Consider the following 12,147-nt stretch of genomic DNA (forward strand, 5'->3'; position numbering starts at 1 on the left):
CCTGTGCGCTGGGAGCGTCACGCGGCCTCCTCGAAGTCGAAGAGGTGGTCCCGGGGCCGGCCCAGAGCGGCGAGGGCGGCGTCCGCCGCGCCGATGCCGCTGCGGACCGCACTCTCCATGGTCGCGGGCCACCCGGTGGCGGTCCACGCTCCGGCCAGGTACAGGCCGGGTGCCTTGGTGCGGGCGCCGGGCCTGAGCCGTCCGACGCCGGGGGTGGGAGCGAACGTCGCGGTGCGCTCCCGGGTCACGAAGAAGTCCTTCACCCGGGCGCCGCGCGTGGAGGGCAACAGCCGTTCCAGCTCGGGCAGGTACCGCTCCCGCAAGGCGGACACGGGCGTGTCGATCTCGTCCTGTGCGGCCGACTGCGACAGCGCCAGATACTGGCCCTCGCGCAGCCCGGACGCCTCGGTCCGGTCGAAGACCCACTGCACGGGCGAGCCGAGCGCCGCGAAGAACGGCCTGCTCAGCACCTTCCGGTCGTACACCACATGGACGTTGAGGATCGGCGCGGTACCGATCTCCAGCAGCCGTCCGGGCTCGTCGAGCGCTCCCTGGGGCAACAGGTCGTACGTCTCGCGCTGCGGTACGGCGAGGACGACCGTGTCGGCGTCGAGGCTCTCGCCGGGGACCTCGACGCGCCAGGTCCCGTTCCCCAGGGGGGAGATGGAGGTGGCGCGGGTACGGAGTTCGGTACGGACACCCGCCGAGTCGAGCGCCTTGCGGGCCAGCCGGTCGTGCAGTTCACCCAGCGGGACATGGGCCCAGCCGATGTCGGCGGCGCCCGGGTCGGACAGCAGACCCGTCTTGAACACCACCGCGGCGAGCCCGAGGGAGGCGTCCCGGGCCACCGCGTTGAGGGTGGCGACCCCCACGAGGTCCCACAGCGCCTCGACGGCCCGCGCCGACTGACCGTGCGCGCTCAGCCAGCTGCCGAAGTCCCGTTCGTCCAGTGCGGGATCGGCGAGGTCGAGTGCCTTGAGCGCCAGTGCAGCCCGCCCCACCCCGGCGCGCTCGGCGAGCGAGAGATGGGTGTACGTGGCGAGGCTGCGCCCCAGATGCAGGGGGACGGGCAGCGCGTCGCGCCGCAGTCTGCCGAGCCGTCGCCCGGCTCTGCCCCCGGCGTCGAGAACCGGCACGTCGAGACGATCCTGCAGTGGCGCGAGCGCGGCCCCTTCGACACGGTCGAGGAACCAGCGGTAGGCGGTGCAGCACCGCAGATACACGTGCTGCCCGTTGTCGACGGTCAGCTCGCCCCTCTGGAAGGAGAAGGCGAGTCCGCCCAGCCGGGGCCGCCCTTCCAGGAGCGTGACGCGCATGCCGGCGTCGGCGAGCGAGAGCGCGGCGGTGACGCCCGCCAGCCCCCCGCCGACCACCACGGCCGTGCTGCGGGGGCGGCCCGTACGGTCCGCGTCCGGCAGCCCCTCGGACTGTGCGCCGTCGGTCATCGTGCACCCTCCCCTGCCGGTCCGCCGGGGTGCTGGAGCGGTCCGCGGCAGGCCGTCGCAGTCAGGGACGCCCCCGCGTTGCGGAGGGTTGCGTACCACTTTTCCCCGATGGGTTCGTCTTGGAGCGAATTGTCCATCAGACGCGCCTCCTGACGGTACGGCGCGACGCATGGCGGGCGTCCAGACCGGAGAGGCCGCGCACGGCGACATACGCCTTCTCACGACCGGGCAGCGAGACCCGGCCGCGCAGCACGGCCTCCGGTTCGCGCTCGATGCGGTCGAGCAGCCGCCGGTAGATGCCGGCCATGGCGGCGACGCAGGCGCCGCTGCGCCGGTCGAGCATCGGCAGCAGCCGGTAGCCCTCGGCGAACAGGGCGCGGGCCCGGCGCACTTCGAAGTGCACCAGACCCGCGAAGTCGGAGTCGGACGGCGGGAGAGGCCCGGCGAACCCGGCCGAGCAGCCGAATTTCGCGAGGTCGTCGGCGGGCAGATAGGTGCGCCCGCCCTCCGCGTCCTCGCGAACGTCCCTGAGGATGTTCGTCAGTTGGAGCGCGAGACCGAGGGTGTCTGCGTACTCCGGCGCGCGTTCCGCGCCGCGCGCCCCCGGTTCCGTGCCGAAGACACCGAGTGAGAGCCGTCCGATGGAACCGGCGACACAGCGGCAGTAGACCTTCAGGTCGTCCCAGGTCTCGTAGTGCTCGCCGCGTACGTCCATGACGACGCCGTCGATGAGTTCGTCGAGGGCGTCGAGAGGGATCGGGAAGGCCGCCCCGGCGTGGGCGAGGGCGACCGCGACGGGATCCGTGTCGTCCTCGTCGACGGAGCCGGCCCGGACCCGGGTGAGCAGCGCCCTGGTCTCCGCCAGCCGGGCCGTCTTGACCTCGACCGCGAGCGCGCCGTCACCGATGTCGTCGACGCGCCGGGAGAACGCGTACAGCGCGGACATCGCGCGACGCTTGGGCGTCGGCAACAGTCTGATGCCGTAGGCGAAGTTGCGGGCCTGCTGTCCGGTGACGGCCTCGCAGTAGCTGTAGGCGGCGAGTACCGGCGCGGCCGCGTGTGGTTCCGACTCCACGGTCCGGATCACCCCTCTCCTCGCAGGGTCGCGCCCACCTCGCGCAGCAGCCGGAGCTTGCCGGGCTTGGGCGGGCCGGGAAGTACGTCGAATTCGGCGGCGGTGATCGCGTGGACGGCCGCCCTTCCTCCCGCCACGAACCCCGCGAGGAGCAGCCTCAGCCTGCCGTGGACGCTACCCACGAGGGGGGTGCCGTCATTCAGGAGATTCCCGGCGCGTTCCGCCTCGTACGCGACCAGCGCGCGCACCGATGCGCCGGCGGTGGGCGCGGCGAGGTCCGCCTCCTGGACGTGGAAGCGCTTCATGTCCTCGGCGGGCAGATAGACACGGTCGCGGCCCAGGTCCTCGGCCACGTCCTGGAGGTGTTCGACGATCTGCAGCGCGGTGCAGATCGCGTCGGAGTGCCGGACCCGCTCGGGGGTCGTGGCACCGGTGACGGCGAGAACCAGACGGCCGACGGGGTTCGCGGACAACGTGCAGTAGGCGAGCAGGTCGTCGTAGGTCTCGTACCGCTTGACCAGTTGGTCCTGACGGTTGGCGGCGATCAGGGCGAGGAACGGCTCGGGGGTGAGGCAGCGGCTGCGGACGGTGCGCTGGAGCCTGCGCAACAGCGGGTGGTCCGGAGTGCCGTCGAAGACCCTGGCGAGGTCGGCCTCGAAGGCGTCGAGGAGGAGGAGCCGGTCGTCGGCGTCCTGCGGACGGACGCCGAGGAGGTGGGCGTCGGCGCCGCCGGGAGCGAGGTCGCCGTCACCGATGTCGTCCACGAGCCGGGCGAAGCCGTAGACGGCCATGAGGTCGTCGCGCCAGGCCCGGGGCAGGAAGAACGGGGCGACGGGAAAGTTCTCCGCCCCGGCCTTGTCGAGGGTGTCGCCCTCCGGGTCCCCGGCACGCGCCGTCCCGGTTTCGGTCACCGCTCGTCACCCGGCGCGAGAACGGCAGAAGCGTGCTTGAGCTGGGGAGTCTCCGTAGCCATGGCCGTCACATCTCCCGTTCTACACTGCCGACCCAATACGCACTATTTCGGACACGCCGCCCAGTGGGCGGCGTCTGCGGCTGATGCCGGATGTCGCGCAGTATGGACCCACTTGCCGCGATTGGGCACCGGTACAGCTTACGTTGTACAACGCACCAAGCTCCGTCGGGGTGTCCTGCACATCACAAGAACGCACCGATTGCCCCCAAGATTCCTATGGGCGCCCGGAGTTGACGCTTCCTTGCCGAAGTTGGCGTTTCCTTTGCGGACGCCGCTCCCGGGTATCCCTTGCAGACGCCGGGCCCCACCGGAACAGTTCCGGTGGGGCCCGGGTCGTTTCGGGCTACTTGCCCGTGAACTTCTCGTATTCCTTCAGGACCTCGTCCGTGGGTCCGTCCATGCGCAGTTCGCCGCGCTCCAGCCACAGGACGCGGTCGCAGGTGTCGCGGATGGACTTGTTGTTGTGGCTGACCAGGAAGACCGTGCCGGCCTCCTTGCGCAGCTCGCGGATGCGGGCCTCGGATCGCTTCTGGAAAGAGCGGTCACCGGTGGCGAGGGCCTCGTCGATCATCAGCACGTCGTGGTCCTTGGCCGCCGCGATGGAGAAGCGCAGCCGGGCCGCCATGCCGGACGAGTAGGTCCGCATCGGCAGGGTGATGAAGTCGCCCTTCTCGTTGATGCCGGAGAAGTCGACGATCGACTGGTAGCGCTCCCTGATCTGCTCGCGGGACATGCCCATCGCGAGGCCGCCCAATATGACGTTCCGCTCGCCCGTGAGGTCGTTCATCAACGCGGCGTTGACGCCGAGCAGGGAGGGCTGGCCGTCGGTGAAGACCTTGCCCTTCTCCGCCGGGAGCAGACCGGCGATCGCACGCAGCAGAGTGGACTTGCCGGAGCCGTTGGAGCCGATGAGGCCGATGGCCTCGCCGCGGTAGGCGATGAAGGAGACACCCTTGACGGCGTGCACCTTGCGCACCCCGCGCTCCTCGCCGCGCTTGACGATGCGGCTGAGAGCGGCGGTGGCGCTGCCCTTGCCGGTCTTGGCGCCGTTCACGCGGTAGACGATGTGCAGTTCGTCCGCGATGACGGTGGGGATCTTGTCCCCGGTGTTCAGCTCAGCCACGGCCGTACCGCTCCTCAGCCTTCCAGAAGTACACGAATCCGCCGGCGGCGACGAGGACGGCCCAGCCGCCCGCCACGGCCCACACGTGAGGCGGCAGCACCTCGCTCGCGGGGCCGTAGCCGTCGATCAGCGCGAAGCGCATCAGGTCCATGTAGATCGCGGCCGGGTTCCACTGGAGGACGTCGGCGATCCACTGAGGCTTGTCGGCGAGCATCACCGGGATGGAGAACATGACGCCGGAGGCGTACATCCAGGTCCGCATCACGAACGGCATCAGCTGCGCGAGGTCAGGGGTCTTGGACCCCATGCGGGCCATGATCAGCGCGAGGCCGGTGTTGAACAGGAACTGCAGCGCCAGCACGGGCACGATCAACAGCCACGACAGCTTCGGGTAGCTGCCGAAGCCGACCGCCACGCAGAACAGCACGATCATCGAGAACAGCAGCTGCTGGAGCTGCTGGAGCGCGAAGGAGATGGGCAGCGAGGCGCGCGGGAAGTGCAGGGCGCGCACCAGACCCAGGTTGCCGGAGATCGCGCGGACGCCCGCCATCACCGAGCTCTGCGTGAAGGTGAACACGAACACACCCGTGACCAGGAACGGGATGTACACCTCGCGCGACATGCCCCGGTCGGCGTTGAGGATCAGCCCGAAGATCAGGAAGTACACGAGCGCGTTGAGCAGCGGGGTGGCCACCTGCCACAGCTGGCCGAGCTTGGCCTGGCTGTACTGCGCGGTGAGCTTCGCCTGGGAGAAGGCGAGGATGAAGTGACGTCGCCCCCACATCTGGCGGACGTACTCGACGAGTCCGGGCCTGGCGCCGCTCACGGCGAGCCCGTACTTGGCGGCCAGTTCCGTCGCGGAGAGCCCGTCGTCGGGCGACGGACGGTCGCTCACCACAACCCTGCCGTCATGCGTTGTCTCACTCACAAATGGAAACTTTCGTCCTCAAAGTGCGCAGCCTGGTCGGGCCGAGGCGGAAACCTGGACCGGGTACGGCCGAATGCTCTCAGATTTCGAGCTTGTCAGATGACGGGAGGTCGGCCCAGTCGGGTCAGCCGCCACACCGTACGCCACTTCATGGGCCTGCGGGGGCCGCAGGGGCTCGTCCAGCCCTCCTTGAAGCCGCCGAACCAGGCCTTCAGGGCCGGGCCGGAGGGCTTGCGGAGCAGCGTCAGCAGCAGCCAGACGCCCAGGTAGACCGGGACGAGCGGGGCGGGGAGGTTGCGGCGCGCGAGCCAGACGCGGTTGCGCGCGACCATGCGGTGGTAGACCGCGTGCCGGGAGGGCGCGGTCGTGGGGTGGTACAGCACCATGTCGGACCGGTAGTCGATCATCCAGCCCGCGTCGAGGGCCCGCCATGCCAGGTCGGTTTCCTCGTGCGCGTAGAAGAACTCGTCCGGGAGGCCGCCGACTTCGGCGAAGACCTGGGTGCGTACGGCGTTGGCGCCGCCGAGGAAGGTGGTGACCCGCGAGGAGCGCATCGGGTCGGCGGCCCGCAGCCGGGGCACGTGGCGGCGCTGGGTCTCGCCACTGTCCGGGTCGGCGATCCGGAAGCTGACGATGCCGAGCTTCGGGTCGGCGTCGAAGGCCCGGCGGCAGAGTTCGGCGGTGTCGTGGTGCGCGAGCAGGCCGTCGTCGTCGAGGAAGAGGAGGACGTCGACGTCCCGGCCGCTGGGGCCGAACGCCTCTATGCCTATGTTGCGGCCGCCGGGGATGCCGAGGTTCTCGGGCAGCTCGACCGTCCGTACGCCCTCGGGGACGTCCGGGACGGGCGAGCCGTTGCCGACGACGACCGCTTCGACCCGGTCGCCCTCCTGCTTGGCGACCGAGTCGAGGAGGGCGCGGAGTTCGTCGGGGCGGTTGCCCATGGTGATGATCACCGCGCCGACCTTCATACCGTTGCTCACTTCAGCCTGCTGGAGGCAAGGATGGACACCAGGTGCAGCAGGGTCTGGAGCAGCGCGATGCCGGCGAGTACGGCCACGCCGAGCCGGGAGAAGAAGAGGTCGCCCCGGGCCTGGTCCAGGACGGCGAAGACCAGGATCAGCAGGGAGGCCTCGACGCCGAGGATGAGCCGGTGGAACTTCAGGGCGGCGGCGGCCCTGCGGGCCAGCGCCATGCCGGAGGAACGCGGCTCGGCGGCCGACTCCTGGACCGGCGGCTTGCCCTGCTGGTGCCGGGCGACCCCGACGAGGTCCGTCTCGGCCTTGATCAGGATGGCACCGAGGGCGGCGAGGGTGCCGAGGAAGGCCCACAGCCAGTCGATCCGGCCGGTGCCCCACAGGTCTGCGGCGCGCAGACCGAAGCCGACGAGCACGGCCGCGTCGCACAGGTAGGCGCCGACCCGGTCCACGTAGATGCCGGCCATCGAGTACTGCTTGCGCCAGCGGGCGATCTCGCCGTCGACGCAGTCGAACAGCAGGTAGAGCTGGACCATCAGCACACCGAGGACGGCGCCCGGGATGCCCGGCACCAGCAGGGCCGGGGCGGCGAGGACGCCGAAGACGGTCATCAGGTAGGTCAGCTGGTTGGGCGTGACCCGGGTGTTCACCAGGTGCCGGTCGATGCGCAGCGAGATCTCGCGCATGTAGAGCCGGCCGGCCCAGTGCTCACCGCTCCGCCGGTCCTTCACACCCGGGGGGTGAACGACCGGGCGGAGTTCAGCTACCGATGGCTTTGGCATAGTCGGCGTATGCGTCCTTGATCTGGTCGGTGCTCAGTTCGAGGTGCTCGAGGATGGTGTAGCGGCCCGGCCTGGTCTGCGGGGCGAACTCCACGACCTGGACGAACTCGTCCACGGTGAAGCCGATCTCGCCCGGGAGGACGGGCAGCCCGTGGTGGCGCAGAACCTCGACCATCTGGCCCGCGACCTCGTGGTTGCCACGCAGGAACGTGGCGAACGCGCCGCCGAGACCGCACTGTTCGCCGTGCAGGGCGTTGCGCTTGGGGAAGCTCAGGTCGAAGGCGTGGCTGATCTCGTGGCAGGCGCCCGAGGCGGGACGGCTGTCGCCGGCCACGGACATGGAGATCCCGCACAGGACGAGCGACTCGGACAGCGTCGTCAGGAACTCGTCGTCGCCGACCCCGCCGGGGTGGCGCAGGACCGCCTCGGCGGCCTGGCGGGCCATGGCGGCGGCCAGTCCGTCGACCTTCTCGCCGGTCTCCCGGCTGGCCAGCTCCCAGTCGGCCACGGCGGAGATCTTGCAGATCACATCGCCGATGCCGGCCCGCACGAAGCGCACCGGGGCCTCACGGATGACATCGAGGTCGATGACGATCCCGATCGGGTTCGGCACACCGTACGAGCCGCGGCCCGCGTCGTTGTCGAGGGTGGCGACCGGCGAGCACAGACCGTCGTTGGCGAGGTTCGTGGCCACGGCGACCAGCGGCAGCCCGACCCGGGCGGCCGCGTACTTGGCGCAGTCGATGACCTTGCCGCCGCCGAGCCCGACCACGGCGTCGTAGTGACCGCCCTTCTTGATCGAGTCGGCGAGCCGTACCGCGCCGTCGATGGTCCCGTCGGCGTCGGAGAACCAGTCCGCCTCCGGAAACGCGGGGGCGAACCGCTCGCGCAGCGCCGCGCCGGAGCCGGCGCTGATCGCGAAGGCCAGCCGGCCCGACGGCGCGATGCGCTGGTCCGACAGGATCGTCGCCAGATCATCGAGCGCGCCGGGACGGATGTCCACGACGATCGGCGAGGGGATGAGCCTCGTCAGTACTGGCACGCGATCTCACGTCCCTTGGCGAGGTCGTCGTGGTTGTCGATCTCGACCCACTTGACGTCACCGATGGGCGCGACGTCGATCCGGAAGCCGCGGTTCACGAGCTCCTGGTAGCCGTGCTCGTAGAACTGCTGGGGGTCCGTCTCGAAGACCGTCTTCAGGGCGTCGGCCAGCTCATCGGCGGCCTCGCCCTCGATGAGGGTGACGCCGATGTACTCACCGGTCGCCTCGGCCGGGTCCATCAGCTTGGTGATCTTCGTCATGGAGCCCTCGGGGCCGACGACGACCTTCATCTCCTCGTCGGCGAGGGACTTCACCGTGTCGAGGGCGAGGATGATCTTCTTGCCGTCGCCGCGGGCGGCGAGCAGTGTCTTCTCGACGGAGACCGGGTGCACGGTGTCGCCGTTGGCGAGGATCACCGAGTGCTTGATGGCGTCACGGCCGCACCACAGGGAGTAGGCGTTGTTCCACTCCTCGGCCTTGTCGTTGTCGATCAGAGTGATCTTGACGCCGTACTTCTGCTCCAGCGCCTCGCGGCGCTCGTACACCGCCTCCTTGCGGTACCCGACGATGATCGCGACCTCGGTCAGGCCGATCTCGGCGAAGTTGCCGAGGGTGAGGTCGAGAACCGTGAGGCTCTCTTCGTCGCCCTCGGGTCCGACCGGTACCAGCGCCTTGGGGAGGGTGTCGGTGTAGGGGCGAAGACGCCGTCCGGCGCCGGCCGCCAGCACGAGGCCGATCATGCGGGTTCTCCTTCATCGTGTACGGCGGGTGCGCCTGTTTTATGGGCGGTCACCCAGAAGCGGATGCTCTCGACGAGCACCAGCAGCGCCACGGCCACGGCGAGAGCCGTGAGCGCGACCTTGAACTCTGTGGGCGCGAGCAGCGCGGCCAGGACGGTGACCAGCAGGGTCCTGCCTTCGTGCCCGCCGACGGCCCGCACCAGCCACTGGGGCGGCGCGCCGGCGTCACCGCGGATGCGGTACACCGTGTCGTAGTGATGGTAGGCGACCGCGGCCACCAGCCCGAAAGCCGCGGGAAGGGCTCCGTTCACATCGGCTTTGGCCGCCAGCACCAGAACGGTGCAGTATTCGGCGGCGCGGAAGAGCGGCGGGATCAGCCAGTCGAGGGTGCCCCTGAGGGGGTGCTCGACGGCTTCCGCCGACAGCAGGACGTACAGGCCGGCCACGAGGACGACCTGCCAGGCCGGGCCCCAGACCCAGGCCGCGGTCACCACGGCCACGGCTGCGAAGGCCGCGCTGAGCAGCCCCGTCTTTCGGGGCTTGCCCCGCAGGAGCGTCGCGAGCCCCTCGGCGAGCGGTCCGGAGTCCGTGAGGTCGTACAACGCCCGCGCCGCCCGGTCCGTCCGCCGCGCCTTGCGCGTCAGCGAGCGCAGTACGCGGCCCGCCGTGGTGTACGTCGCGGCGAAGGCGCAGCCGATGAGCAGCGCGTAGAAGGTGATACGGGGGGTGGTGGCCGCCGTGAGGATCGCGATCATCGCCCAGCGCTCGCCGATGGGCAGGACGATCATCCGGCGGATCCAGACGGTCCAGCCGACGCTGTCGAGCCTGTCCGAAAGAGCGGCGGTGGGGCTGGTGTTGGCGGTGGCGTCGTGGTTCGCCTCGTTGAAGGAGAAGTCGACGACGTGGCGGCAGGTCTGCAGGACCATCGCGCCGAGGGCGAGCGCCCATACGTCGTCACCGCCTCGGGCGGCGCCGAGGGCGAGACCCGCGTAGTAGGCGTACTCCTTGGCGCGGTCGAAGGTGGCGTCGAGCCAGGCACCGAGCGTGGAGTACTGCAGCGAGTAGCGGGCCAGCTGGCCGTCGGTGCAGTCGAGGACGAAGGAGAAGATCAGCAGCAGGCCGGCCGCGACGAAGCCGCCGCGTGTGCCGGTGGCCGCGCAGCCCGCCGCGATCAGGGCGGTGAGCAGCGAGGCCGTGGTGACCTGGTTCGGGGTCAGGCCGCGGCGGGCGCACCAGCGGGCGATGTAGCGGGAGTAAGGGCTGATGCAGTACGTGGTGAAGAAACCGTCGCGGGACTTCACCGCCGTGCGCAGCCGTACGGCCTCGTCGTCGACGGCGTCGACCGCCTGGCGGGCCTCGTTGCGGGCCTGCGGGTCGGTGGGGACGACGGCGACCAGGGTGCCCAGTTCGGGCCGGTACGGGGTGACACCGTCCGCGTCGAGGGCGGCGGCGACCCGGTCGGCGACGCTGTCGACGGCTACGGCGGTGCCGCCGCTCGCGGTGGAGCTCTCGCGGGCCAGCGCCCGGGTCAGTTCTCGGCGGGCGGCGGCCTGCACGGTCACGGCGCCCGGCAGGGCGGCGGTTTCGAACCGGGGGTCGGTGAGTCCCAGGCGCAGGGCGTGCACATGGCCCACGAACCGTGTGTCGACGATCGCGACCCGCTGGTCCGCGGGCACCGTCGCGAGGAGCGTCTCGACGTCACCGGTGTCGGAGGCGACCCGCACGTCGAAGCCGAGCGACCGCAGATCGCCCTCCAGCGACGATCCGGGCACCGGCTGACCGGTGAGGATGGCGGTCGACAGAGGAACTCACTCCCTGGGTGCCGACGCGACCGCGCCGGACATGTACGTGGTGGAGGCGCCCTGGCCCTGGGGGCCGGCGGCGTGTCGGCAGAGGTTATCGGATGAAGAGAAGCAGACGTTCACCGCCCGTTCACGGCTTGATCAGTTCGACCTGACCACACCGTCGGCCCTCCGCCGCGATCATCATCGGGGATGCGGGGGCTGCGCCACAAACTCCGGTGCGTATATCGGTCGATAGGGGGCCAAGGGGTGGGCTCGCCCCTCCGCCGGAGGCGGCATGCCGAGCCCCCGAAGGCGCGCGGTACCGTGCCGTCCGCGACTGCGCCGCGGGGGCGCGACCAGCCACGATCGCACCCGCGTCCGCCAACCCTGCACACCTTCCACGGCGAATGGGCACAAGCGCACCCCGCATAAGGTTGAGCGCATGACATGGCTGATCACAGGCGGGGCGGGCTACATCGGCGCACACGTGGCGAAGGTCATGACCGACGCCGGCGAACAGGTCATCGCACTGGACGACCTCTCCGCAGGGGTCCGCGGCCGCCTCCCCGAGCGCATCCCCTTGATCCACGGCTCCGCCCTGGACGGCGACCTCCTCAAGCGCGTCCTCACCGAGCACGCCGTGACCGGTGTGGTCCACCTCGCCGCCCGCAAGCAGGTCGGCGAGTCCGTCGCCCAGCCCACCCGCTACTACCAGGAGAACGTCGGCGCTCTCGCCACCCTCCTGGAGGCGGCGGCGGGAGCCGGGGTGGAGCGCTTCCTCTTCTCCTCCTCCGCCGCCGTCTACGGCAACCCGGACGTGGACCTCATCACCGAGGACACCCCGTGCGCCCCGGTGAACCCCTACGGCGAGACCAAACTCGCCGGTGAATGGCTGGTCCGGGCGGCGGGCCGGGCGCACGGCATCGCGACCGTGTGCCTGCGTTACTTCAACGTGGCGGGCGCCGCCGACCCGGCCCTGGCCGACACGGGCGTCTTCAACGTCATCCCGATGGTCTTCGACCGCCTCACCCGCGACGACGCCCCACGGATCTTCGGCGACGACTACCCGACCCCGGACGGCACCTGCGTCCGGGACTACATCCATGTCGCCGACCTAGCCGACGCGCACCTCGCGGCGGCCCGACGCCTCACCGGCGGCGCCACGGGCGACCTGACCGTGATCATCGGCCGCGGCGAGGGCGTTTCGGTCCGCGAACTCATCGACCTCGTCGGCGAGGTGACCGGCGACCACCGGCCCGCCCTCGTCGAGCCGCGCCGGGC

Annotated in this window: 12 protein-coding genes; 1 reads left to right on the top strand and 11 read right to left on the bottom strand. The window is 70.6% G+C overall.

All coding sequences use genetic code 11. The features are described 5' to 3' along the window. Nucleotides 1–17: 17 nt before the first annotated feature. The 11 genes from hpnE to AWZ10_RS01805 all read right to left on the bottom strand — a co-directional run bounded on the left by hpnE (nt 18) and on the right by AWZ10_RS01805 (nt 10,884). The gene (hpnE, locus tag AWZ10_RS01760; protein ID WP_046706036.1) at nt 18–1,445 is read right to left on the bottom strand and encodes a hydroxysqualene dehydroxylase HpnE; all 1,428 of its coding nucleotides are present in this window, start codon (nt 1,443–1,445) and stop codon (nt 18–20) included. Then, a complete protein-coding gene (locus AWZ10_RS55680) occupies nt 1,442–1,582 on the bottom strand; it encodes a DUF6380 family protein (protein ID WP_408992529.1) in 141 nt (46 codons plus the stop codon). Before AWZ10_RS55680 ends, hpnE begins: the two co-directional genes overlap by 4 nt. Then, nucleotides 1,582–2,532 (bottom strand): presqualene diphosphate synthase HpnD, encoded by a 951-nt coding sequence (hpnD, locus tag AWZ10_RS01765; protein ID WP_037704108.1) that lies wholly within the window; start codon nt 2,530–2,532, stop codon nt 1,582–1,584. The genes AWZ10_RS55680 and hpnD overlap by 1 nt, the downstream gene beginning before the upstream one ends. Next, nucleotides 2,529–3,431 (bottom strand): squalene synthase HpnC, encoded by a 903-nt coding sequence (gene hpnC, locus AWZ10_RS01770; RefSeq protein ID WP_046706037.1) that lies wholly within the window; start codon nt 3,429–3,431, stop codon nt 2,529–2,531. Before hpnC ends, hpnD begins: the two co-directional genes overlap by 4 nt. Nucleotides 3,432–3,836: 405 nt before the next feature. Further along, nucleotides 3,837–4,616 (bottom strand): ABC transporter ATP-binding protein, encoded by a 780-nt coding sequence (locus tag AWZ10_RS01775; RefSeq protein ID WP_060890272.1) that lies wholly within the window; start codon nt 4,614–4,616, stop codon nt 3,837–3,839. Beyond that, nucleotides 4,609–5,544: an ABC transporter permease gene (locus tag AWZ10_RS01780; RefSeq protein WP_060890273.1), complete on the bottom strand. Its 936-nt coding sequence runs from the start codon at nt 5,542–5,544 to the stop codon at nt 4,609–4,611. Before AWZ10_RS01780 ends, AWZ10_RS01775 begins: the two co-directional genes overlap by 8 nt. A 95-nt stretch (nt 5,545–5,639) precedes the next feature. Then, nucleotides 5,640–6,512: a glycosyltransferase family 2 protein gene (locus AWZ10_RS01785; RefSeq protein WP_408992542.1), complete on the bottom strand. Its 873-nt coding sequence runs from the start codon at nt 6,510–6,512 to the stop codon at nt 5,640–5,642. Between the two features lie 8 nt (nt 6,513–6,520). Next, complete coding sequence (locus AWZ10_RS01790) at nt 6,521–7,249, bottom strand: CDP-alcohol phosphatidyltransferase family protein (protein ID WP_037704113.1); 729 nt, start codon at nt 7,247–7,249, stop codon at nt 6,521–6,523. Nucleotides 7,250–7,277: 28 nt separating this feature from the next. Then, nucleotides 7,278–8,342: an iron-containing alcohol dehydrogenase family protein gene (locus AWZ10_RS01795; protein WP_046706040.1), complete on the bottom strand. Its 1,065-nt coding sequence runs from the start codon at nt 8,340–8,342 to the stop codon at nt 7,278–7,280. Then, nucleotides 8,330–9,082, bottom strand: a complete 753-nt coding sequence (locus tag AWZ10_RS01800) for a phosphocholine cytidylyltransferase family protein (RefSeq protein ID WP_046706041.1) — start codon at nt 9,080–9,082, stop codon at nt 8,330–8,332. Before AWZ10_RS01800 ends, AWZ10_RS01795 begins: the two co-directional genes overlap by 13 nt. Beyond that, nucleotides 9,079–10,884 (bottom strand): DUF5941 domain-containing protein, encoded by a 1,806-nt coding sequence (locus AWZ10_RS01805; protein WP_060890274.1) that lies wholly within the window; start codon nt 10,882–10,884, stop codon nt 9,079–9,081. The genes AWZ10_RS01800 and AWZ10_RS01805 overlap by 4 nt, the downstream gene beginning before the upstream one ends. Nucleotides 10,885–11,308: 424 nt before the next feature. Here AWZ10_RS01805 and galE point away from each other — a divergent pair. Further along, nucleotides 11,309–12,147, top strand: an 839-nt coding sequence (galE, locus tag AWZ10_RS01810) for a UDP-glucose 4-epimerase GalE (RefSeq protein WP_060890275.1), incomplete at its 3' end; no start/stop codon positions are given.

Origin of the sequence: Streptomyces europaeiscabiei (assembly GCF_001550375.1) — a bacterium.
Taxonomy (GTDB): Bacteria; Actinomycetota; Actinomycetes; order Streptomycetales; family Streptomycetaceae; genus Streptomyces; species Streptomyces europaeiscabiei.

Coding starts and splice junctions, on each gene's coding strand:
- AWZ10_RS01800 (WP_046706041.1), bottom strand. CDS start 9,082: ATGATCGGCCTCGTGCTGGCGGCCGGCGCCGGACGGCGTCTTCGCCCC.
- AWZ10_RS01785 (WP_408992542.1), bottom strand. CDS start 6,512: ATGAAGGTCGGCGCGGTGATCATCACCATGGGCAACCGCCCCGACGAA.
- hpnE (WP_046706036.1), bottom strand. CDS start 1,445: ATGACCGACGGCGCACAGTCCGAGGGGCTGCCGGACGCGGACCGTACG.
- AWZ10_RS55680 (WP_408992529.1), bottom strand. CDS start 1,582: ATGGACAATTCGCTCCAAGACGAACCCATCGGGGAAAAGTGGTACGCA.